Genomic DNA, 24,129 nt, shown 5'->3' with positions numbered 1-24,129 from the left:
TTTTTTCATCTTACCTATCTTACCCTAATAGGTAGGATAGGTAAGATCTAGGTAACTTGGGGTTAATACATCTTACCTATGGAAGCTCCCGCAGTTAGGGCGGTCGTGGTCCGTTAGGTAACTAGGTAAGTACAATTGCACTTTTTCTATAGTTCCAATTCCCAAGGACCTTTGGAAAACACCGATTTGGCCAGATATCCATACACCTGCCGTTCGGGATGTTTCACCCGTTGGAAGTTGAACCCTGATAGGGCACGCCCCAGGTTTACTTGGCTCAGTCTTACCTTTAAGCCGCTTAGTTTCACCAATACATCCGAGGCGGTCACGAAGTCGTTCATATCATTCGATTTTTTATAGTATTTGGAAACCAGTTCTTCCTCGGTGGTCAATTTGGTATATTTTTTATTCCGTACCTCGTTCTCCCTAATATCCGTTAGTGTGAGTTCCGGGTTGAAGTTTGGGTCAGAGTAAGCGAGGTGGTATGCCTGGACCCATACGTTCTTAATTTTCACTTCCTTGGAGTAGGAGAAATCTATTTTATCCATTAACTCAAAGCACAACCACCTTACCGATCCGGTCTCATCATTTAGAAAGGAGGACATATTGGTAGAACCCAAAAACGAACAGATTCTGGGCAGGGTAGTGTTCTTTCGGTCATAGGGCAGGCGTTCGTTGATGAAGGTCTTGGAGAAGAAAGCCTTCAGGGCGTTCACGTCCTTTTTGGTCAGCACGGCCAATTCGTCCAAGTTGTATAGGAAGTTCCGGCACAATTGGATCCTGGCATCCTTGTCATTACTGATGTCCTCCGCCATATAATCCGCAAGTTCGGGGGGACAGATAAACCGGCACCAGGTAGATTTCCCCGAGCTTTGACCCTTATGGCTTATGATCAAGGCCTGTTTGTTGAAGTAGCCCGGTTCCAGCGCACATTTTATGGCACGTACCAACCATTTTTTAAAATGGTAAAGAAAAGCCTCATCATCATAGGTAGGGACGTAGGACGCCAGTTTTAGGATATGGTCTTCCCCGTCCCATTTGGGGAGGGATTTAAAGTACGCTCTAATTGGATTGCATTTCGGGATGAGTTCCGACCGGATCAGGATTTCCAGTTTTCCGGTACTGATATCGACACCAGCTTTGGCAAGTTCAATGATCAGGGAATTGAGGTTTAGATAGGACCATTCAGCGCGTTTCTTGAACGATATCTGGAAATCATGGGAAATCTCATTGTACATTATATCGTACTTCCCTTCCAAATATTCGATGGTATAATCGTAGATGGTCTTTTTCTTGGCGTCCTTTACCTTGTAAAGTTGGCCCCGATGGTCACCGACTATCATGGCCGTCTATTTTTGAGGGCGTGCTCAGGGCCTCGTTCTCGATATCGGCCTTGGATTTTCTACTGTTCTGTAGGAGCCAATTGTTCAGTTTTCTTTTTTCAAAGAAAATCATTTTCCCGTTGGGTTTGGAGTGGGGAATCGTCCCGGAGGAAGTCAGTTTGTAAAGATAGCTTCTCGATATTCCGGTGTAGTCACAGGTTTCCTCAAACGTCAACACCTTTTTATGGGCGGTTAACAGTTTTTCCAAACGATCTAAGCGATCAAAAATTAAAATAGTGTCCATTTGTTTCTCTTTTAAGATTAAGAAATGAACAAAAGCGCTTTTGTTTACCTTCTATAGGTTTGTTAAAATAAAAGTAAAGAATTGATTGGATGAAAGCCATGGGAAACACCAATAGTTATCCACAACCAATTGGCTCATAGTATGATGTGTCATATTACAACAAATAATAGTAAAGGAATTTTCATCTAATTTTATTTGATATCATAAAACATCAAATGGCACCAAATGCTATATTGGTAAAATTGGTGTTTTTAGGGGGAAAATAGAGTTATTAACAATTGAAAGCAAGGAGATTGGAGATTTGGAGGTGGAAAAAACGCAGATTTTGTTATTTGCTAGGAGCACAAAGTACATTATTGTATGTCAGTTATTTCAGATATGCTTCTAGGTCTGTGAAATTTCATGAATATTAAACCATCTGATTTTTAGGAAAGCTTACACCTATAAATTTTCTTCGAGTTCTTTGTGGAAAAATCAGACCAAAATAATATTAATTCCATATATCAATTTTGGCTTTTAATTCACTCGCTTCGATTAATCGCCCATTTTTTGAATCTTCCATAGATTGGTCAATCCGAGAATTAAATTCCTCAATTGTCATTGGTCTAAGATCTTCGTATCCAGATTTTTGGTTTTCTTTCTTCAAGATTTTTTCTAAGCGTGAAATGACTTCTTTACTTTGAATTTTTAAAAACTCTCGAATAAATTCTAATTTTCTCGTTTGTAAATCCATTTTATTTAGCTTTTACCAAAGATACAAATTCATCAATTTTAGTTATCATTTCTTTTGAATTGCAGAATTTTTCAGCCAACGGCTCGGCTCGTATGTGCTGTCCGTGTCCATCTTACAATCCGTTTAGCCATTCGAGATTTCGTTTGTCCATCGCTTCTTGGGAAATTAATCTTTCATTTTTGATGTCCACTTCACTCATTTCGAACATCTCTTTTTGTTCAGCCGTCAGTTCTACGACATCATTATCCACTGAGCTTGAAGAAATCAGATTATCAAGTGCTAAAAGGAAATCTTTGTTTCTTATCGACAAAATCTTATCAATCAATCCGCTACGTATTTTATCAACTGTTCTCATAATTTTCAATTTATTTTATAATTTCGGGATATTTTGCGAGGTTTCATAATTCCAACTAACGTCAAATTAGGTTTCCGGTATCCAAGCCTTTTTTTAAATCCCGTATCTTCAGGTTTCTATTCAAATTTATCTATTTGTTATTTAAAGCGGTTCACCTGTGGATATTCTGGTGATGCTGACCCCCACAAAATAAAGCATCAGTTCATTATGGCGCTCACTATCAATGGTAGTATATGAGGGAAAGAGCGCTTACAGGCGCGGATTATCAAAAGAAAGCAATTCTTTAAAGGAGTATTCATTACCCTTAAAAAACTTCATATACGTGTTTACCGTATTACGGGAAATATCCAGGGTGGATCCGATCTTACGATTGCTAAACCCATCCAAATGGAGGGTGATAATATGTTTTAAGTCCATAGGATCAAGTGTATTGGCCATATCTTATCGCGATTTTGCTACAAGATATTACTTGATCTTTCAAAGTGGCACAGATCGAACCGTTACAGGCCCATTGATCTAAAGACAGTGGCACAAAACGAACCGAAATACTCAATCTTCAGGTTTCTATTCAAATTTATCAATTTGTTATTTGAAGCGGTTCACCTGTGTCGATATTCTGGTGACGCTGACCCCCTCAAAATAAAGCATCAGTTCATTATGGCGCTCACTATCAATGGTAGTATATGAAGGAAAGAGCGCTTCCAGGCGCGGATAATCAAAGGAAAGCAACTCTTTAAAGGAGTATTCACTACCCTTGAAAAACTTCATGTACGTGTTTACCGTATTCCGGGAAATATCCAGGGTGGATCCGATCTTACGATTGCTAAACCCATCCAGGTGGAGGGCAATAATTTGTTTTAAGTCCATAGGATCAAGTGTATTGGCCATATCTTATTGCGATTTTGCGACAAGATATTACTTGATCTTTCAAAGTGGCACAAAACGAACCGAAATACTCATGGCCCGTCCCAAGGCTGGAAAGAATTATTACAACTCGACGGCCAATACCCAAAATAACCAGCTAAGTGCGGGTCGGGAAAACTATGTGCCATAGGCAAGCATTTAACCAATAAATGGCCGGAGAGTCCGCCAAACTGATGAAAAAGCTGGATTTAGATCACTAGAAAAAAGTTGAAGTTCAAAAGCCAGAACAAAACCACGGCAAGTCTGTCGAAATAAGACTCCATAAAAAACGCTAAAAAGAAAGCTTTCCCCATAGAACGAAACGGATCCGTCAACAATATATTCAGCCTTAGCCTATCGGAGGGCCGAATATTTCTTAGTTACTGGCAATAGTTTTATTTATTTTTTCCTGCAGTCTTTTTAGTTTGTATAGAATCATCGATTTTATTGAGGCTCAAAGTGTCTATTGTTACTTCCTCTTGTAATGTTTTTCGATTTTCAAAAGATGGACTTGTCTTTATTATTTCAAAATCCTTCAATAAATTCCACAAACTATATACACCACCAAAAGCTCCTAAAATTATCATTGGGACATAAGTTTTAGACTTTATTTTTGAAATGTTGAATTCAAATTTTTCCCTTCGCTCTTCTCTGTTTATTCTTTTGTAAAATGAGTCGAAGTCAAAACCGTATGAATTGGGCGTTACTAAAATTAAAGCCCAACCAACAGTAGATTGCTTAAATTTTCCTGCTCCAGATTTGTCAAAAATATTAGCAAATCGTCTAAATTCAGTGTCCAATTTATTGTTGTCAGTGAAGTCTTGCTTAAATTTTCCTGGTAGACTACTAAAATCAATACCGTTGCTATTGATAGGTTTAACCAATTCAGATAATAGAACTTTTAATACTGGAATATCTTCTTTTTTAATTTTTAAATCCAAATTTTTAATAATCATAATTACATTGAAGGTTATATAAGTTAGAACACACAGAAGAAGAAGGGGAAACACCACCTTTACTACATACTTTCTCACCGTTAATGTAAAGATTTAGTTTTTGAACACTATTACAAGTATAAGTTGTGAATCGTACTCTAATATCTCCTCCAGATAGGTGTTTATCTAAAGATAAATTTTTCTCATAAGGAATTGTAATACTCTCTTCATTTAAAATTACACCTTCCTCAGTAAGCCCTTCATCAGCTTTTGTATGATAAAGGCTAATTGAAGAAGAATGTCCTGAACCAGTAATTTCTATTCTAACATTTATACTTTCGTCTTCTTCTAAATTATCATTTTGTTCATTGTCGGAACAACCAATGATTAAAAGTCCTATCAATAATAAAATTTTCTTCATTTTTGTTTAATTATTGCCAACGGGAGTCTGAGCAGCAACCCCGTTTTTTATAAAAATAACACCTTCAAGGTTATTTAAGTCAATTATCGGTAGTTTTGTTTTGTCGTTCCGTAATTTTGGAGTCTGAATAATTGGTATTAGAACGAGTTGACTTACAAGACCCAGAATTGGATGGTATATGGACAATTACGTGTTGATATAACGGAGAAGTCAGCACCTACCCGACTGCGTCATTCAGGCGGGGAGCTCATAGTACTTACGGGAAATGAGCTAGGGAAGCACCTAAGATGTCTCACGAGTAAGGGAGGGTCAAACGTGGATTTCCCTGAAATTAGAAAAGGATTATGCCTCGGCCTATAGCCTATTCATAAAGTAGAGGAAAGCCTTGGTTGGTGAAAAGAGCAACCACTGTGATGATTCACGAACCACCGTAGACGAGACCTGAACGTACTTTGGTGTGAGAGGCGTACTCCGTCAGTTTTTGGCGGAGGGGCCCTACTCGATTGCCCAATGTTTTTATTCCGGTTTCTTTGATTTTGTAGAACTCTTAGTCTTTGGATCTGTCTTCTTTTTAGGCTTCGGTTTGGATTTGTTTTCCTCCATTTGATTTTTTATCAAATTATTAAGATTAATAAGAGGCAAATGAATACCACCTTCCTTTGTACCTGAAGTAACATTAAGGATGGAATGACGTAAAAAAGGGATTAGTGTAGTTAGTCCTGCAATTTCGATGATTTTATTGGATTGATCTTTATCTATTTTATCAGAAACTTCGTAATGTCCCTCAACGATGATTTTGAACATTTCTAATTGCAAAAAAAGCTGAACTTTAAAATCTCTTTCATTTTCTTTATGTCTTAAAATGTTAAAGCTTAAATCACATTGAGAAATATCAAAGTCTTTTTCAGGTAAATCAAAATAAACAAGACTTTTAATAGTTTGGCTATGAATTATTAGATCATCGCTAAAAACTTTTCTTTTCATGACTAATTTATCAATAGGTTTCATTATGCTCATAATATTCAATATTAGGCTCAAAAAGTTGGTCTGTTAAACTTCCTGATTCTATTACAGAATAACCTTCTTTATCAATTATGTATTTATTATTTTTCTTGTTAATCCAACTAATTATGCGCTCATCTTTTAATGTAAAAGAATCTGGAAAATATGTTCTGACAGGCTCGTATCCATCCTCCGAATAATATTTTTCATAATGTTCTTCTTCGTTGAGATATGCCGGTGGTTGCAACTTTATTCTTAAAGCATTTTGAAATAGAGCAATATGCTCCATATTCAACTTTTTGTGTTGATTAAAAAGCCCACTCAAGAATGGTTGTTTCAGTCCCGTTAACTCTTCTAAATCTAATTGAGTAAGGTTTTTGTCGTCAATAATTTCTAAAATAGTACTCAAGATTCTTGCTTGAACCATTTTAGATTCGTGCTCCAGATTAAAATCGCTTTGTTTTAATAGTGATTTAATATTATTGGATAATTTCGTATTCATAGCTCCCAACTATTTTATATCTATTTTTTAAAAATTTGTTAACATTGTCAGACTTTTTTTGAAGATATATTTCTGACATAACAATACATTGTTTCTCATTCTTTCTTTTGAGAACTTTACAGATAATGCGGTCATTCTGCCTATTAAGAAAAGGTTTCATAGCTTTCGTTGCAAAATCTTCGTCACTATATTTTTTAGTTCTTAATCCTTCAATTATTTGACTAAAGATCAACTTGATTTCCTTTTGGTGTTGAGGATCTTCCATAACATATTTGAAGAAGTCTGGTAGAAATTCTATATCACAACATACTACGTATTTTGTGCCTAACGCTAATATAACAGCTTTTCTCTTCAACGTAAATATAACCTATAAGTTATAATTCTATGCAATATTAACATTTTTTATTTTATTCAGATCTAATTTATAATTAAAATTCACCTTGGATTTGTTGTTTCTTAAATGTTGGGCAACGGGAGTCTGCGCATTAACCTAATTCCAATCATTAAGAATCCCGAATTTGATTTTTCTCTCAGAAACCCCTCCGAATAATCTAGTATACATAATAGGTTGTTGCGCAGTCTGACGGTTTAGTTAAGCATAGTGCGTAGGCAAGGAAACTTTTCGTTTCCGTCTATACATTTAGCTAAAATTTATTATTTTGCTTTTTCTTTTTTGTTCCAAAGCAAAATCCATAAGATTTAACGACTCTATAAATATTCAAAGATCTTTCGATTATGCCCTAAATTCCACATCATGTTTAAGTTTTATTGGGTGCAGTTTTCTTTTCAGAACAAGCATCAATCAATAACTCTCCAAGCTCAGTTAACAAATATCTTTCCTCATAATCAACGTCTATGTCAAAATCAACGACCAAATATTCTTCGTTAGGCCTATTAGGTATTTCCAATGTATTCGAATTCGAAATATTTTCTTGTACATATTTAACTAATCCAAGTCTGCTTAGATTGGAAACTTCAAATTCACGAAGAATGCCATCTGGAAATTCCTCTGGTTTTTGAGCATTCCATTTATAGGACCACTCTTTATGCTCTAAATTTCTTAATTGAGATTCAAATTCTGATTTTTCCTTTCTTAACTCCCACATTTTATTTGAATAAAAATATTTTTGACCATTAGATTCTGTCTCCATCTGTTCTTCTAAATCAGATATTTGTTCTTTTATTTTTCTTTCAGTTTCTGGGCGATTGGTTTTATATTCTTCGTATTCTAATAAAAGATTTTTTAGACGTTCTTTTCTTTCAATAACAACTTTTTCTAAAAGCAGAAATTCATTAGTTGATAGTTGCCCTAAAATATAAGGGAAAACGTGATTTTCAATATTCTGATTGGAATCAACCATATTTGACAAAAGTATTGCCCATTTATTTTGTAAGATTTCATCTTCTTCAAGAGCAGAAGTTTCTAATAAGGGTACAAGTAATTTGAAAGATATTGTTTTAGGTTCAATTCCGTGCTTGTCACAATATTCTTTTGCTTTATTTAAAATTTTAACTTGATTTTTAAATTTCCAGAATGTAACTTTTTCCTTCATCAAAAGCCCTGTCTCCTCAACTGCGGGCATAATTAATTTATCCAAGAAGTCTTTGGCAAGTTCAATTCCTTTTTCGATTGTTGAAGACTTTATATTTAAATCATTTCCCATAATTTCTTTTCAAATTGCACCCACCGTAAGGATATTATTACAATTACCTTTATATCCATTTTACAAGTAACTAATATAAGCTTTCTTTTAGTAAAGTCGCCCTCCAATAGTTGCAAACCTAACCAATACCAGAGCTCTGAAAATACATTGGATTTAAGAAGAATCTATTCGAAATAGTAAAGTGAATCCATTTTTGGGAAAACACTAGTAAGGAAGATTGGCTAATGATCTAGTAAGCAACTTTAAAAGTAAATAGAATAAGATCTCATCACTGGCTAGGCCAATTTTTAACCAGAAAAAAATTCACTGGTCTTAATTGTACCCAAAACAGTTTAATTGAAGGCATAAAATATTAAAAACCAAAAACTATGCACAAAGTATGCACAAATTGGAGATTTAGCTTTTTTACTAAAAGTCCTAAAACGACGAAACCCTCAGTAAAAACTGAGGGTTTCGTGTTGTGGGCCCTACTGGATTCGAACCAGTGACCCCCTGCTTGTAAGGCAGGTGCTCTGAACCAACTGAGCTAAGAGCCCGATATCAATCTTTCAAAATTAGCTTCTATTTTTTCTAGAAGTGCTTTGCTGTCTGAAAGCAGGTGCAAATATAATACAGTTTTTAACTTCTACAAAAGAAAATCAAAAAAAAATTAAACTATTTCTGCCACTACAAAAGTACTTCCTCCCACATAGATAAAATCCGAATTTTCAGCCGCAGATTTAGCGGAAGCAAATGCCTCAGAAACAGAGCCATAAGCCTCACCCCTCAAACCAAAGGCTTCTGCTCTCTCTTTTAATATACTTTCATCCAAGCCACGTGGAATATTTGGTCTACAGAAATAATACTGCGCATCTGTTGGAAATAACGGGAAAATCTGCTCCAAATCCTTCTCCTTCACAAAACCAAGGACCAAGTGTAAGGTTGAAACCTTATGTCTTTTTATCTGATCTAACACTATTGTCAATCCTTCCGTATTATGAGCGGTATCACAAACTATCAACGGTTGCTCCTCCAATATTTGCCATCTCCCCAACAAACCTGTGTTAATCGAAACTTTATCCAATCCTTGTTCTATATGGCTTTCATTAACCACAAAACCATTTAATTCATGTATTGTAGCAACAACTCCCTTAATGTTTTTCGCCTGATATCCGCCTAAAAGGGAAGTTTTATAGCTGCCTGGAACAACCTCACTAGCAAAAACTATCTTTGAATTCAATTCTTTTGCCACTTCTGAGAAAACAACGGCCGTCTCTTCTTGTAATTCACTAATCACCACTGGTACGCCCTGCTTAATAATACCGGCTTTTTCATAAGCTATTTTAGCAATGGTATCACCCAAAATTTCCACATGATCATATCCTATATTAGTAATTAAGGACACCTCAGGGGTTATTATATTGGTAGAATCCAGTCTGCCGCCCAATCCCACCTCAATAATGGCAATATCTACATTTTCCATAGCAAAGTATTGAAAGGCCATACCCACCGTCATTTCAAAAAACGATAATCTATGGGCTTCCAAAAAGACTTTGTTATCCTTAATAAAATCAACCACAAATTTTTCAAAAACTGGTTTCCCATCTACTCTTATCCGCTCTCTAAAATCTTTTAAATGCGGTGAAGTATATAAACCGGTCTTATACCCAGCCTCTTGGAGAATAGAGGCTAACATATGGCTACTAGATCCTTTGCCATTAGTACCTCCTACATGGATACTTTTAAATTTCCTTTCGGGATTACCTAGATATTCCGTAAAATCACGAATGTTATCTAACTTAGCATTAAAAGCAGATGCTCCTTTCTGTTGGTACATAGGTAACTGTACAAACATCCACGCCAAAGTTTCTTGGTAGTTCATTAAATATTCTGAGTTGAATTAAAAGAATATGATATAAATAGTATTGAAAAATAGGGAGATTTCGTAGGGTATTTAAACCAAACAAGACTGAATAACATTATAATTAGTTTCTTAATAAAAAATTATTCACCCAATTTAAAGTTAACCACAACAAAACCGGTCTGTTGCGCTGGGGCATTGGAATCTAGATTCCACTTATGCTTTAAAGCAGTCTGTTTTGCTGGTGCCAACAAACAAGGATGATTATTGGTGGTACCCTTTACACCGGGAGTAGCTTCTACCACATCACCATTCCTATTTACCACAATCTTCACCACTACCCTACCTTCTTCATTACATTCCTGTGGCACTTTACCTTGATTTACCAGTTTTCTACCTTTTAAACCATGACCTCCAGTTCCGGTACCAGAACCAGGACTACCATAGTAGCTTGTAGCGTAAGGATCGCCATCCGGACTTCCTTTATCACCAGCCCGATTATCGTTCCCTTCACTTCCAGATGCGGTTCCATCAGATTTATTAATGCCACTTATCAGCTGATCTAGCTTGTTCCGTTTTGCTTGTTGCTCCTGTTTAAGTTTCTCTTCTGCTTCTTTTCTCTCACGCGCTATCCTGTCTGCTTCTGCTTGCGCTTTCTTAGCAGCTTCATTCGCCTTACGTTGCGTTTCCTGCTGTTGCTTAATTAAAATAGACTCCTCACTTTCTTGTGTCAGGATTTTTTCTGCAGGTTTCTCTACAGCTATTTCCTCTTTTGGAACCTGCTCTTCTACTTTTTCTTCCTGCACTTTAGGTTCGGAAATAGGTTTATTTACGGGTTGAGACTGTACTTTTTCCTTGGGCTGAACATTACCACTTCCAAACTCCATAGTCCCAAAATTGACAGATATACCACTTTCCAGTGGCGGATCCATATAGGTAAGTCCCACATAAAAAAGCAATAGTAAGAGCACGCTAAGCAACACCGTTGTAAGCGTAAAAGATTTCTTTTTGTGTTTTGTGTTCAGTAATGCCATCAATTGGGTCGCACAGCCAAAATAACCTTATAATTATTTCTATTGGCAATATCCATAACGTTAACAGCCTCTTTAATGGCAACGCTCTCTTCTGCTCTTAGAATAATTGTAGGTTTCTCTTTTCCTTCTAGTGCTTTTTTTAGTTCAATTTCTATATACTCCCCGTTAATTTTTTGGTTGTCTACGAAATATTCTAGGTTCTTATTGATACTTACCGATACATTCTGAGTATTGGTGGACTTCCCTTTTGCTTTGGGCAGCAATAGATCCAATGCATTTGGAGAATTTGCCGTCAACATAAAGAAAATAAGCAATAAGAAAACAATATCCGTCATAGACGACATGCTAAAATCCGGACTAACCTTATTTCTACCTTTTAGTTTCATGTGTTTTGCCTACAGGGGTTCGTTCAATAAATCTAAAAACTCTACAGCATTGGCTTCCATTTTATGGACTACCTTATCTGTTCTGTTCACCAAGTGGTTATATCCAATATACGCAATAATTCCGACAATAAGTCCTGCTACCGTAGTTGTCATCGCAGTATAAATACCTGCGGCCAGTGATCCCATTTCGGCTTGACCACCGCTAGAAGCCATTTCGTGAAAAGCTAAAATCATTCCTATTACCGTTCCTAAGAAACCAATCATTGGTGCAGCTCCTGCAACAGTTGCTAAAACAGATACGTTCTTCTCAAGTTTATATACCTCTAAAGTACCTGCGTTTTCAATGGCGGTATTTATATCGTCCAACGGCTTTCCAATCCTAGAAATACCCTTTTCTGTTAATCTGGCAACAGGAGAATCGGTCTGGGCACATAATAATTTTGCAGCCTCCAACTTACCATTGGTTACATGATCTCGAATTTGGTTCATAAAATTACTGTCGATCTGGGATGCCGCCTTAATTGCAAAAATGCGCTCAAAATAAATATATAGCGCCACAAAAAGCATGGCAAAGAGCACCGAAATAATTAGGATACTACCTGTACCCCCACTAACTATTAAATCAATTACCGAAAGGGTCTTTTCTTCTGACACTAACTCCTCTATTCCTGCCTCTTGGGCAAGGTCTTGTAACAATATCATAAATTCTCTTTTATAAGTGTTGTCTTAATAACGTAATTTTGGATTATAAATTATCTGTTCCATATAAAATATCTTACAAAATATAGAACCTCAATTATCTGTCCCAATTAAGATTTTCTTTTGGCTAAATTAATTGTTTTAAAGCAATTTCAAATCCTGTTTTACTAAGATTGATTTTAGTGTTATTTGTCTTGAATATATTTAACAAAGCATTTTTAATAGTTTTTGAAGTATCCATAAAAATTAATTCGTCGTCCATAGGCACTCTTCCCTCCATAAAATAGGCGAATACCCGGGCCATACCACAGTTTGATACAAAGTCCGGGATTAAACTTATTTGCTCATCCGTATATTGCATAATCGGTCCAAAAAAGATCTCTTTATCTGCAAAAGGGACATTGGCCCCACAGCTAATAACTTCTAATCCGGTATTGATCATTCTGGAGATTTGATCCTTGGTAATTAATCTAGATGCAGCACATGGCATAAAAATCTCTGCAGGTAAATCCCAAATCCTTTGATTCATTTCCTCAAAGGGAATCACTTCTATCTCATTAAGAGTATTCCCTTTTTTATTTAAATACATTCTGGTCACCTCTTCAAAAGAAAATCCATCCTCATTTATCACTCCCCCATCCCTATCTAAAATTCCGACAATCTTAGCCCCCATTTGAGAAAGGTAAAAAGCAGCTGCAGAACCAACATTCCCGAATCCTTGCACAATAGCCCTCTTCCCTATTACCGATTCATTCTGAATCTCATAATAATGTTTAACTGCCTCGGCAACTCCAAATCCAGTGATCAGATCTGCAACAGTATATTTCCTTGATGTATCTGGGGAATACTTACTATTCTCCAACACCTTTATCACTCCTAATCTCAATTGTCCTATTCTATTGATCTTATCCGCTTCCGTAGGCTTAAAATGCCCATTAAAAACACCTTCTTGCGGATGCCAAACCCCAGCTTCTTCCGTAATGGGAATCACCTCATGAATCTCATCCACATTTAAATCGCCCCCAGTACCATAATAACTCTTCAACAAAGGGGCAACAGCTTGATACCAACGTCTTAGAACCTCATTTTTCCTAGGGTCATTAGGATCAAAATTAATCCCCGATTTTGCTCCTCCTATGGGCGGACCAGAAACTGTAAATTTAACTTCCATAGTCTTGGCCAGGGACAGTACCTCATTCATATCCAACCCTTTACGCATTCTAGTGCCTCCGCCTGCAGCCCCACCACGAAGGGAATTGATTACCGCCCATCCTTCTGCACTAGTCTCAGGATCTTTCCAATTAAAAACAATCTCAGGTGGCTTTTCTTCAAACTTCTTAAGTAATTCCTTCATAGTGGTTACGATTGTATTTATCTGATTTAATTTCTGCCAATGCCCAAACCCAAAACTCTTTAATTGTCGTTTTTTAGAAATTGTAGCCAGTGCAATCCCATATCCAGTAAATGGTTATACATCTATACGAATCTTAACAAACAAATATAGAAATATAGATTAGGTTTTAAACTTATATTCACCCTAATTATTTGATAGTATACCCGTATATTTGTTATAACCTCATAATTTATTTTCAATAATGGACTTTACACTATCTGAAGAACAATTAATGATACAGCAAGCGGCAAGGGATTTTGCCCAAACCGAATTACTCCCTGGTGTTATTGAGAGAGACGATGCACAAGAGTTTCCTGCAGAGCAAGTTAAAAAAATGGGAGAATTAGGGTTTCTCGGTATGATGGTAGATCCTAAATACGGTGGAAGTGGTATGGACACCATATCCTACGTAGTGGTAATGGAGGAGCTTTCTAAAGTTGATGCATCCTCCTCCGTAATTGTATCGGTAAACAATTCATTGGTGTGTTGGGGATTGGAATCCTATGGTTCCGAAGCGCAGAAAGAAAAGTATCTTATGAGATTGGCTAGTGGAAAGTGCCTTGGCGCGTTTTGTCTTTCTGAACCGGAAGCTGGCAGTGATGCTACTTCACAGAAAACAACAGCTATTGATAAAGGAGATCATTACGTACTTAATGGCACAAAAAACTGGATAACCAATGGAAGTACGGCCGACCTATATATTGTAATTGCACAAACGGATATTGATAAGGGACATAAAGGAATAAATGCCCTAATAGTAGAAAAAGGAATGCCAGGTTTTGAAATTGGCCCTAAAGAAAATAAACTGGGTATTCGCGGTAGTGACACCCACTCCCTAATTTTTAACGATGTTAAGATTCCCAAAGAAAATCGGATCGGAGAAGATGGTTTCGGATTTAAGTTTGCCATGAAAACTTTGGCTGGAGGTAGAATTGGAATTGCGGCACAGGCCTTGGGAATTGCTGCAGGCGCTTATGAACTCTCTCTAAAATACGCCAAAGAAAGGAAAGCTTTCGGGACAGAAATTGGCAACCACCAGGCTATTGCTTTTAAATTAGCCGATATGCACACCCAAATACAAGCGGCAAGACATTTGGTATATAAGGCTGCTTGGGACAAAGACCAAGGAAACAATTACGATATATCAGGAGCTATGGCTAAACTTTATGCCTCGCAAGTTGCTATGGATACTAGTATAGAAGCCGTCCAAATTCATGGTGGCAACGGATTTGTAAAAGACTACCATGTAGAACGTATGATGCGGGACGCGAAGATCACTCAGATTTATGAAGGCACCTCAGAAATCCAAAAGATCGTTATTTCAAGAAGCATATTAAGGGAATAGCAAATATTAAAAGCTCCACTATCCAATTCATATAATCCATCAAAGAAATAGACTACCTATTTTAATAGTAAGGATTGTTCTTTTGTTATTCTTTTATTCCACGGCGTTGCACCACATTTTAACAAACTGAATATCAATCCATAACCTCTCTGCATTTCTTAATAAGCTTTCTCACAAGCCTATTACCAACACCCTTATTAATAAAATAAATATTGGAAACCTAATATTTAATACGTTAAATAGGTATGCTTTATTATGACTATCCCAAAATTAAAGGTTAAAATATTAGAATATGCATTTTACACAACGTTTCAATGAAAATATTGGATTTTTTTCATTAAATTTACCTTTTTAATAAATTAAACTCTCCTTTTTCGTTACTTTTGAATAAATAATGCAATACAAAAAAGGATGAAGAAACAAGGTTTATATCTTCCGGAGTTTGAACATGATAACTGTGGAGCTGGATTTATATGTAGTCTGAAAGGTGAAAAGTCAAACGATATTATCCATAAGGCATTGGAGATTCTGGAGAAATTAGAGCATCGTGGTGCTGTAAGCTCTGACGGAAAAACGGGGGATGGTGCCGGAATATTAGTTGACATTCCTCATAATTTCTTTAAAGATGTATGTGATTTTGATTTACCAGAACCTGGAAATTATGCTGTGGGCAATATTTTCTTACCACAAAAGGAAAATCAAAGAAAGTACTGCGTTGATATTTTTGAAGAGAATATCAAAAAGCAAGGTTTACAATTATTGGGATGGAGAGATGTACCAGTCAACCAATCCATCCCAGGGAGAATAGCTGCTGAAACAGCACCCTTTATAAGGCAATTATTCGTTGCAAAACAAGACGAGAAACAAGATTATTTTGACTTTAATTTAAAATTATTTATAGCAAGGAAGGTTACAGAGCATACCGTAAACAATTCCAAACTTTCTGAAAGTAATTTTTTCTACGTTCCCAGTCTATCCACAAAAATAATCATCTTTAAGGGACTATTAATGCCAGAGGATATTAGTCTTTACTACAAGGATCTAATGGATCCAAGGGTAACAACTAGACTAGCACTGGTTCACCAAAGATTCTCTACCAACACCTTTCCTACCTGGGATCTTGCACAACCGTTCCGATACATGTGCCATAATGGAGAAATAAACACCCTTAGGGGCAATGTATCCAGAATGCGATCTAGAGAAGAGCTCATGAAAAGTGATTGGTTTGGAGAAGAGATAAAAAACATTCTACCAATTATATTACCAGGAAAATCCGATTCGGCCACTATGGACATGGTCGTAGAGTTATTATTAATGACCGGGAGATCACTTCCGGAGGTAATGATGATATTGGTACCTGAGGCATGGGAAAAAAATCCAGCAATGTCCGAGGCAAAAAAAGCCTTTTACGAATATCATTCTTGTTTAATGGAACCATGGGATGGTCCTGCTTCCATTCCTTTCACAGATGGAAATTATATAGGAGCTGTATTGGACAGGAACGGACTAAGACCTTCTAGATATTCCGTTACCAAAGATGGTTTTGTAATAATGTCGTCTGAAGTAGGGGTAATGGACATTGCTCCAGAGAATATTGCCCTTCACGGTAGGTTAGAACCAGGAAAAATGTTTTTGGTCAATATGGAGGAAGGCCGCATAATAAATGACGAAGAAATAAAGGAGGAAATTGCGGTTAGGCATCCTTACAAGAAATGGCTCTCTAATAATTTAGTGCATCTAAAAGATATCCCTTATAACGATTGCCCCCTATTTCTAAATGAAGCTTCCGTACAAAAAAGAAAATCTATTTTCGGATACACTTTGGAAGACTTAGATACCATTATTCTTCCCATGGGAAAAACAGCAAAGGAGCCTTTGGGATCAATGGGGTCAGATACTCCAATAGCTGTACTATCGGAACGACCACAATTAATATATAATTATTTTAAGCAATTGTTCGCTCAAGTCACCAACCCTCCTTTGGATGGTATTCGCGAAGAACTAATAACCGACATTAGCCTAACATTGGGCAGCGACCAGAATATATTTGAGTTTTCCGAACTACACTGTAGAAAATTGAAAATTCAAAATCCAGTGATTTCCAAAGAAGATCTTGATAAAATAAAGAATTTTGATTCCAGTCCCCATTTCAAAGTGGTTTCTATTCCTATACTATATGATATTGAGAAAGGCCTTAACGGCCTAGAGGATGCGCTACAATCCATTGTAAACCAGGCAGAATTAGCCATAGATGAAGGCACCAATATAATAATACTTTCGGATAGAAATGTGAGTAAAACAAAAGCTCCTATCCCCGCTCTTTTAGCCTGCTCATTTGTAAATAGCGGTCTACAGCGACTAAACAAACGCTCTAAGTTAAGCATTATCATAGAATCTGCAGAACCACGAGAGGTGCATCATTTTGCCTTATTATTTGGATTTGGGGCAAGTGCTATCAATCCCTATATGGTTAATGAAATTATTGATGAGCAAATAAAGGAGCTCGATATTACAGAATACAGCGTTGACGAGGCCATAAAAAATTACAATAAGGCAATAGGCAAAGGGGTTCTTAAAGTGATGAATAAAATAGGTATCTCCACCTTAAACTCATACCGTGGATCACAATTATTTGAGTGCATTGGAATAAACACCAAAACGGTAGAGAAATATTTCCCAAATACCCCAACAAGAATACAGGGAATTGGATTGTATGAAATTGAAAAGGAAATCTCTAAACGGCACACAAAAGCCTACAGCGATCAAGAAATCCCAGCCAATATGGAGCTAGAAATTGGTGGGCAGTATCGATGGCGAAGAGATGGGGAAAAACATATGTTCAATCCATTGACCATAGCCAAACTCCAGTTAGCGGTAAGAAATAATGAACCGAAATCCTTTAAGGAGTTCTCCAAAATGATAAACGAACAATCGAAAAGTCTCATGACCATTCGCGGACTATTCGATTTTTCCAACTACGATCCTATATCTTTAGAGGAGGTAGAACCGTGGACCGAAATTGTAAAACGATTTAAGACAGGAGCTATGTCTTATGGCTCTATTAGTAAGGAGGCACATGAAAATCTTGCTATCGCCATGAACAGGATTGGTGGGAAAAGTAATTCTGGTGAAGGCGGAGAAGATGCAGAGCGATTTTACAAGAACCAAACGGGTGATTGGAGTAATAGCGCCATAAAACAAGTAGCATCGGGTAGATTTGGGGTAACTTCAAATTATTTGACAAGCGCTAAAGAAATCCAGATTAAAATGGCACAGGGTGCAAAGCCAGGGGAAGGCGGACAATTACCAGGCCCCAAGGTAAACCCCTCCATTGCCAAAACTAGGAATTCTACTCCGTACGTAGGATTAATTTCTCCCCCGCCCCATCATGACATCTATTCCATTGAAGACCTTTCACAGTTGATTTTCGATTTAAAATCGGCCAACCGGAAAGCAAGGATAAATGTAAAACTAGTCTCTGAAATTGGAGTTGGTACCGTAGCGGCAGGAGTTTCAAAAGCTAAAGCAGATGTAATCCTTATATCTGGCCATGATGGTGGTACTGGGGCATCACCGCTCACCTCCTTAAAGCATGCAGGATTGCCATGGGAGTTGGGAATTGCAGAGGCACAACAGACCTTGGTAATGAACGACTTAAGAAACAGGGTGGTCTTGGAATGCGATGGCCAATTAAAAACAGGTAGGGATGTAGCCATAGCGTGCTTACTGGGAGCCGAAGAATTTGGATTTGCAACCGCACCATTGGTAGCCTCTGGTTGTATCATGATGCGGGTATGTCACCTAAACACTTGCCCCGTAGGTATTGCAACTCAAAATCCAGAATTGCGCAAAAAATTTCAAGGAAAACCCGAACATGTGGTCAATTATATGTATTTCGTTGCCCAAGAACTTCGGGAGATAATGGCTCAATTAGGATTTAGGACTGTCAATGAAATGGTGGGACAGGTTCAAAAGTTAGACCGTAAGAAAGCACTAGAACATTACAAGGCAGCGGGGATAGACTTAAGCCCCATTTTACATAAGGTTGATGTTCCCATCGGAACAAAATTCTATAATACTCAGAAACAACGTCACGATATAGAGAATTCTATCGAATTTGAAATTCTGGAAAAAGCACACCCTGCTCTGTTCAGGAAGGAGAAAATTTCTTTGGAATTCCCTATCCGCAATACGGACAGGGCAGTAGGCGCCATCATCAGTAATGAGATTTCAAAGATATATGGTGCTGAAGGCTTACCTACCAACACCTTAAAATTAAATTTCACCGGATCTGCAGGACAAAGTTTTGGAGCTTTTGCCACCAAAGGACTAACCATGGTGGTAAATGGCAACACTAATGATTATCTTGGGAAAGGTCTTTCTGGCGCTAAACTAGTGGTTAAAGTCCCCGATAAATCTACCATAAAACCTGAAGAAAATGTCATTACAGGAAATGTTACCCTGTATGGTGCCACTTCAGGAGAAACCTATATAAATGGGAAAGCAGGAGAACGGTTTTGTGTAAGAAATTCAGGAGCCAAAGCGGTAGTAGAGGGAATTGGAGATCATGGTTGTGAATATATGACAGGGGGTACAGCCGTAATTCTAGGTGAAGTAGGAAGGAATTTCGGAGCTGGAATGAGTGGTGGTATCGCCTATGTTTATGACGAAAAAAACACTTTTAAAAAACACTGCAACTCAGAATCGCTAAATTTATTAACAGTGGAGGATAATTCTGATATTACAGAATTAAAGGAACTTATTGAGAATCACTATAACGCTACACTTAGTCCCATTGCACAGCGGATATTAGAAAAGTGGGAGGAGTGCTTACCTAATTTCATCAAAATATTTCCAGAAGAATACAAGCAAGCACTGCTTCGTATAGAAAAAGAAAAATTAGAAACAATATAATCCAACTATGGGAAAGATAACAGGATTTTTGGAATTCGATAGAAAAGTAGAAGAATACGCTCCCGTTAAGGAAAGGATAACCCATTATAAGGAATTTACCCTACCTATGAAAGAGCAGGAGCTTAAAGACCAAGGTGCCAGGTGTATGGATTGCGGCATTCCATTCTGCCATAGCGGATGCCCTTTAGGAAACCTTATTCCTGATTTTAATGATGCGGTCTACCGCGGAAAATGGGAAAAAGCAGCAGAAATATTACACTCTACAAATAATTTTCCGGAATTTACAGGAAGATTATGTCCTGCACCATGTGAAGAAGCATGTGTTTTAGGAATTAACGAGAACCCGGTTTCAATAGAGAATATTGAAAAGAATATTGTAGAGACCGCTTTCAATAAAGGATGGGTAGTTGCCAAACCACCCAACAAAAGAACAGGAAAAACTGTTGCAGTTATTGGGTCTGGACCAGCAGGTTTAGCAGCTGCTCAACAATTGAACAGAGCCGGTCATTTGGTAACCGTTTTTGAACGGGACGATAAAGTGGGTGGTCTTTTACGATATGGTATACCCGATTTTAAATTGGAAAAACGTATTATAGATCGAAGAGTCGCAATCTTAATAGAAGAAGGAATCCAGTTTAGAACTGGAACCCATGTTGGTATTGACATTCAGGCAGCGCAGATAAAGGACCAGTTTGATGCTCTTGTCCTTTCCGGAGGCGCAACGGTTCGCAGGGATCTTCCTATAGAAGGGGCAGACCTAATAGGGGTAGTACAAGCTATGGACTTCCTAAAACAAAACAATAAAAGAGTTGATGGAATAGAGGAACTTGGAGAGGAAATTAAAGCTACTGGTAAAGATGTTGTTGTAATTGGCGGAGGAGATACCGGTTCAGATTGTATTGGAACCTCGTTTAGACATGGTGCAACTTCTGTTTCTAATTTTGAAATTTTAGGAAAACCAACACTGGAACGTCCTTCAGATCAACCATGGCCATTTTGGCCCATGAGACTAAGAACAAGCTCTTCGCATAAGGAAGGTGTGGAACGATTTTTCAGTATTTCAACTAAAAGATTTATAGGAGATACTAACGGAAATCTTAAAGGCTTAATTACTTCAGAAGTAGAGTGGATTATGGAATCTGGAAAACGCCCACAACTTAAAGAAATTCCTGGCACCGAAAAAGAATGGAAATGTGAATTGGCCTTGTTGGCATTGGGATTTACAGGTGCCGAAATGACCATTGCAGAGCAACTAGGAATTACGGCAGATATGCGAACCAACATTAAAGCCAGTGAGGCCGATTATATGACCAATATACCGGGAATATTTGTAGCTGGGGATCAAAGAAGAGGGCAGTCCCTTATTGTATGGGCCATCTCGGAAGGTAGGCAGGCTGCACACCATGTGGATGCTTTTCTAATGGGAAATTCTAATTTACCATTAAAAGGTGACGGAGACTTACCTAGAATTTAACAAATATTTATCGACACATAAAGTCCCTTTAAAATAGACGCTATACATTACAAAATGCCATATCCGAATGAAAATGGATATGGCATTTTATGTATATTATTTAGCTAAGAAAAGACAAATCTCAATTTAATGCATTTAGAATAATTTAAAAATCAATCCGTAGTACCTTTACTTCCCCACCAGTCTGCATTGGGCTTAAAATCTTTAGAAAGATAATTTATACGTTCTTTTTCCAGTCTGGGTAACATTTCATTTACAATGCGCTCTTTTCGTTTCTGCGCCAAATCAGCATCGTACTCGGGATCTAATTTAGGAGTTTTAGCCCCAACCTCCATTAACCATTCCAAAAGCTGGTTACTCAATTCCGCTGCAAGTTGCTGGTTAATTTCTATAACATTACTGTTCTCTGTAATATCTGAAGGCAAATGATAGAGCTCTTCCCTTCCATCTTCCCAATAATGGATTAGCTTCCAATCTCCCTTTCTAATTATGGAAGAAGGCTGCCCTCCTTGGTTTCCATAATGGGGATAATGCCAATATAAAGCCCTATCTTCATTGAATTCCTTCCCTTCCAGTATGGGGCGTAGGCTAATTCCATCCCTGTGTTGCTCAGGCTTTAATGGGATATTGGCCAAATCTAAAATTGTAGGATAAAAATCGGTCCCTATTACAGGCTGATCGTTTTTAGCGCCATTAATATTCAACCAAGGTACTTTAATAAAGAACGGCTCCCTAATACCACCTTCATATTGATATCCTTTACCCCCTCTTAAAGGCAAATTACTAGTTGCAAAATTATCTCCTGAAGCGACTCCGCCATTATCTGAGGTAAATACTACAATGGTATTTTTTTCCAAACCAGAACGTCTTAGCGCATCTAGTACTTCTCCTACCGCATCATCCATACTTTCTACAAGACCTGCATAGATTGGATTATCCTGTACCGTACGGATAGGCAACACACCTTCCATTTGGTATCCTTGGTCTTGTATACCCATTTCCTCTGCTTTGTCTCTATAATGTTGCCATTTAGACTCCGTGGTCTGTATAGGCGCATGCACTGCATAGAATGATAAAAAAGCAAAGAATGCGGTATCCTTATTTTGCAAAATAAACTCTGCTGTCTCCTTGGCAAGGCGCATGGAGAGATTCTCACCGTTTTGCTTATTGGGAAGGCTTGGATTGGTCCACGGAGAATAAAATCCACCTATTGGACTTCCTTTGTCCCATCCACCTTTGTTTATATCAAAGCCGTGATCTTCTGGATAGGAGCCCTCATCTCCCAGATGCCACTTTCCAGCAAAAAAAGTTGTATATCCATTTTCTTTCAAAGCTTCAGCAATAGTTATATCCTTCTTTGAAAGAGAATGTATATAATCTGCAGGGAGCAATTTATCGTGTCTGTTTAATTTTCGCCAATTTTCTCCCGAAGGGGCACCTATCCAATCAGTAATTCCGTGTCTGGCGGTAAACTTGCCAGTCATAATGCTAGCTCTAGATGGACTACATACACGGCTAGCAGCATAGCCTTGGGTAAATATCATTCCCTCCCTAGCCAACCTATCAATATTGGGTGTCTCATAAAACTCACTACCTGTAATACCTAAGTCAACCAGCCCTAGGTCATCTACAAGAATAAAGACAACATTAGGCGTTTGGGGAACAGATTCGGATTGTGGGGCACAACTACTCATTGTACCAATTAGTAGCACACTACTAAGAATTGTGAAAATCTTCATAAACTTATAATAATGGGTAATTACGGTGAAATTTATTAAGGCAGTGGTCTTACCATAATATCTTTAAAATAAACAATACTTTTTGGATCATGCCCTTGAAGTGCAAAAGTACCTCCCTTGAGAACTCTGTGAATGCGTTCGCCTTCCCGTTTGGGATTTTCGGGTTCGGTATAATCTACCACTACTATATCGTTGATCTTAACAATAATTCGCTTACCCTCTACTTTTATATATTCTGTATACCACTCATCATCATTAGCGTAGGTTTCCATTATATTGACCACATCGTATAAACTCCCGGTACGTTTCCAATCGCTATGAGAATTATTCACCTGCACTTCATAACCGTGAATTGGCCAACTAGCCTCTTGATAACGAGTGTGTATATAAATTCCAGAATTAGAATTGGCCTTTGTCATCACAGAAGCCTTAAATTCAAAATTTTCAAAGTGGTGGTCATTTACTCCGCCCATATAAAACAAATGACCCTTTGGTCCAGCTACTTTAATAGCCCCATTCTCTATACTAAAAGTACTAGCATTCTCTCCAACCTTCCATCCATCCAAATTCTTTCCATTAAATAATGAAACCCATCCGTCTTTATTTTTGGTTTCCTGTCCAGTACTAACATTCAAAAAGGCAAGGGAAGAAACAAAAATGATTAAATAGTGTAGTTTGCTTTTCATGGTCGGTTGATTTTATTGAATTGAGTATACAATATATAGAAAAATAAAAGAAGGACCGTGTATTATTATCGAAATAGAAGCGTGTTTAGAGTAACACCCCTACGGCCGTGTAGTTGTCGGACATTTATCACATAACATATAAGATGGGCTACACGAAGGTAAACACTGATTAGTCTGGAATCCGTATAGGGTCTGTGCCCATATACAGAAGCAGGTTGGGATAGGGGCAAAAAAAAAGTCCCTCCATGTTTCCATGAAGGGACTCTTAAAAAAAGGCGGCGGCCTACTCTCCCACTTGATATAGCAGTACCATCGGCGCAGACGGGCTTAACTTCCCTGTTCGAGATGGTAAGGGGTGGGCCCCGTCGCCATGGCCACCTAAAATCTTTGGCTCGCAATCCTTATTTATAAGGAGTACGCACCGCGCCACTGGGGCGCAATATCGTTGACATAATAGGGACAGGGCATACTTGCCAGAAAG

22 protein-coding genes, 1 tRNA gene and 1 rRNA gene are annotated in these 24,129 nt (G+C 37.7%); 3 read left to right on the top strand and 21 right to left on the bottom strand.

The window, feature by feature from the left end; genetic code table 11:
• Nucleotides 1-146: 146 nt before the first annotated feature.
• The 18 genes from G466_RS0117875 to G466_RS0117790 all read right to left on the bottom strand — a co-directional run bounded on the left by G466_RS0117875 (nt 147) and on the right by G466_RS0117790 (nt 13,451).
• On the bottom strand, nt 147-1,340 hold the full coding sequence (locus G466_RS0117875; RefSeq protein ID WP_026814863.1) for a VapE domain-containing protein: 1,194 nt from the start codon (nt 1,338-1,340) through the stop codon (nt 147-149).
• Nucleotides 1,327-1,623, bottom strand: a complete 297-nt coding sequence (locus G466_RS0117870) for a helix-turn-helix transcriptional regulator (RefSeq protein WP_026814862.1) — start codon at nt 1,621-1,623, stop codon at nt 1,327-1,329. The genes G466_RS0117875 and G466_RS0117870 overlap by 14 nt, the downstream gene beginning before the upstream one ends.
• A gap of 490 nt (nt 1,624-2,113) precedes the next feature.
• A complete protein-coding gene (locus G466_RS0117865; RefSeq protein WP_026814861.1) occupies nt 2,114-2,356 on the bottom strand; it encodes a hypothetical protein in 243 nt (80 codons plus the stop codon).
• A gap of 112 nt (nt 2,357-2,468) precedes the next feature.
• Complete coding sequence (locus G466_RS0117860; RefSeq protein ID WP_026814860.1) at nt 2,469-2,711, bottom strand: hypothetical protein; 243 nt, start codon at nt 2,709-2,711, stop codon at nt 2,469-2,471.
• Between the two features lie 249 nt (nt 2,712-2,960).
• Entirely contained in the window at nt 2,961-3,149 is a 189-nt protein-coding gene (locus G466_RS0117855) for a LuxR C-terminal-related transcriptional regulator (RefSeq protein ID WP_026814859.1), read from the bottom strand.
• Nucleotides 3,150-3,296: 147 nt separating this feature from the next.
• Entirely contained in the window at nt 3,297-3,599 is a 303-nt protein-coding gene (locus tag G466_RS22555) for a LuxR C-terminal-related transcriptional regulator (protein ID WP_034236099.1), read from the bottom strand.
• A 410-nt stretch (nt 3,600-4,009) separates the two neighbouring features.
• Entirely contained in the window at nt 4,010-4,570 is a 561-nt protein-coding gene (locus G466_RS0117845) for a hypothetical protein (RefSeq protein WP_026814858.1), read from the bottom strand.
• Nucleotides 4,560-4,970 (bottom strand): hypothetical protein, encoded by a 411-nt coding sequence (locus G466_RS0117840; RefSeq protein ID WP_026814857.1) that lies wholly within the window; start codon nt 4,968-4,970, stop codon nt 4,560-4,562. The genes G466_RS0117845 and G466_RS0117840 overlap by 11 nt, the downstream gene beginning before the upstream one ends.
• Nucleotides 4,971-5,486: 516 nt before the next feature.
• A complete protein-coding gene (locus G466_RS0117835) occupies nt 5,487-5,954 on the bottom strand; it encodes a hypothetical protein (RefSeq protein ID WP_157373985.1) in 468 nt (155 codons plus the stop codon).
• A 10-nt stretch (nt 5,955-5,964) separates the two neighbouring features.
• Nucleotides 5,965-6,474, bottom strand: a complete 510-nt coding sequence (locus G466_RS22550; RefSeq protein WP_034236098.1) for a helix-turn-helix domain-containing protein — start codon at nt 6,472-6,474, stop codon at nt 5,965-5,967.
• Entirely contained in the window at nt 6,452-6,829 is a 378-nt protein-coding gene (locus tag G466_RS0117825) for a hypothetical protein (protein WP_026814855.1), read from the bottom strand. Before G466_RS0117825 ends, G466_RS22550 begins: the two co-directional genes overlap by 23 nt.
• 403 nt (nt 6,830-7,232) lie before the next feature.
• A complete protein-coding gene (locus G466_RS0117820; protein WP_026814854.1) occupies nt 7,233-8,138 on the bottom strand; it encodes an Abi-alpha family protein in 906 nt (301 codons plus the stop codon).
• A 461-nt stretch (nt 8,139-8,599) separates the two neighbouring features.
• Nucleotides 8,600-8,674 (bottom strand) — tRNA-Val (locus G466_RS0117815).
• Between the two features lie 113 nt (nt 8,675-8,787).
• A complete protein-coding gene (locus G466_RS0117810; RefSeq protein WP_026814853.1) occupies nt 8,788-9,999 on the bottom strand; it encodes a bifunctional folylpolyglutamate synthase/dihydrofolate synthase in 1,212 nt (403 codons plus the stop codon).
• Nucleotides 10,000-10,121: 122 nt separating this feature from the next.
• Complete coding sequence (locus G466_RS0117805; RefSeq protein ID WP_026814852.1) at nt 10,122-11,012, bottom strand: energy transducer TonB; 891 nt, start codon at nt 11,010-11,012, stop codon at nt 10,122-10,124.
• Entirely contained in the window at nt 11,012-11,398 is a 387-nt protein-coding gene (locus G466_RS0117800) for an ExbD/TolR family protein (RefSeq protein WP_026814851.1), read from the bottom strand. Before G466_RS0117800 ends, G466_RS0117805 begins: the two co-directional genes overlap by 1 nt.
• 9 nt (nt 11,399-11,407) lie before the next feature.
• Nucleotides 11,408-12,100, bottom strand: a complete 693-nt coding sequence (locus G466_RS0117795; RefSeq protein ID WP_026814850.1) for a MotA/TolQ/ExbB proton channel family protein — start codon at nt 12,098-12,100, stop codon at nt 11,408-11,410.
• A 124-nt stretch (nt 12,101-12,224) separates the two neighbouring features.
• On the bottom strand, nt 12,225-13,451 hold the full coding sequence (locus tag G466_RS0117790) for a Glu/Leu/Phe/Val dehydrogenase dimerization domain-containing protein (RefSeq protein ID WP_026814849.1): 1,227 nt from the start codon (nt 13,449-13,451) through the stop codon (nt 12,225-12,227).
• Nucleotides 13,452-13,692: 241 nt separating this feature from the next.
• Between G466_RS0117790 and G466_RS0117785 the strand changes: the two genes are divergently transcribed.
• From G466_RS0117785 to G466_RS0117775, 3 genes are all read left to right on the top strand, one after another.
• On the top strand, nt 13,693-14,835 hold the full coding sequence (locus tag G466_RS0117785) for an acyl-CoA dehydrogenase (RefSeq protein ID WP_026814848.1): 1,143 nt from the start codon (nt 13,693-13,695) through the stop codon (nt 14,833-14,835).
• A 411-nt stretch (nt 14,836-15,246) separates the two neighbouring features.
• Complete coding sequence (gene gltB / locus G466_RS0117780) at nt 15,247-19,749, top strand: glutamate synthase large subunit (RefSeq protein ID WP_026814847.1); 4,503 nt, start codon at nt 15,247-15,249, stop codon at nt 19,747-19,749.
• A gap of 7 nt (nt 19,750-19,756) precedes the next feature.
• Complete coding sequence (locus G466_RS0117775; protein ID WP_026814846.1) at nt 19,757-21,223, top strand: glutamate synthase subunit beta; 1,467 nt, start codon at nt 19,757-19,759, stop codon at nt 21,221-21,223.
• A 152-nt stretch (nt 21,224-21,375) separates the two neighbouring features.
• On the opposite strand, the gene G466_RS0117770 is transcribed toward G466_RS0117775, so the two are convergent.
• The 3 genes from G466_RS0117770 to rrf all read right to left on the bottom strand — a co-directional run bounded on the left by G466_RS0117770 (nt 21,376) and on the right by rrf (nt 24,030).
• Nucleotides 21,376-22,962 carry a sulfatase gene (locus G466_RS0117770; protein ID WP_026814845.1) on the bottom strand — a complete coding sequence of 529 codons (1,587 nt, stop codon included), beginning with the start codon at nt 22,960-22,962 and terminating at the stop codon, nt 21,376-21,378.
• A 35-nt stretch (nt 22,963-22,997) separates the two neighbouring features.
• Nucleotides 22,998-23,648, bottom strand: coding sequence for a 3-keto-disaccharide hydrolase (locus tag G466_RS0117765; RefSeq protein WP_026814844.1), 651 nt, complete (start codon nt 23,646-23,648; stop codon nt 22,998-23,000).
• 270 nt (nt 23,649-23,918) lie between these two features.
• Nucleotides 23,919-24,030: ribosomal RNA gene (gene rrf, locus G466_RS0117760) — 5S ribosomal RNA — on the bottom strand.
• Between the last annotated feature and the right edge of the window lie 99 nt (nt 24,031-24,129).

Origin of the sequence: Arenibacter certesii DSM 19833 (assembly GCF_000429545.1) — a bacterium.
GTDB lineage: Bacteria > Bacteroidota > Bacteroidia > Flavobacteriales > Flavobacteriaceae > Arenibacter > Arenibacter certesii.
The sequence above is the reverse complement of the archived record's forward strand: the minus strand, read 5'-3'. Positions and strand labels throughout refer to the sequence as shown.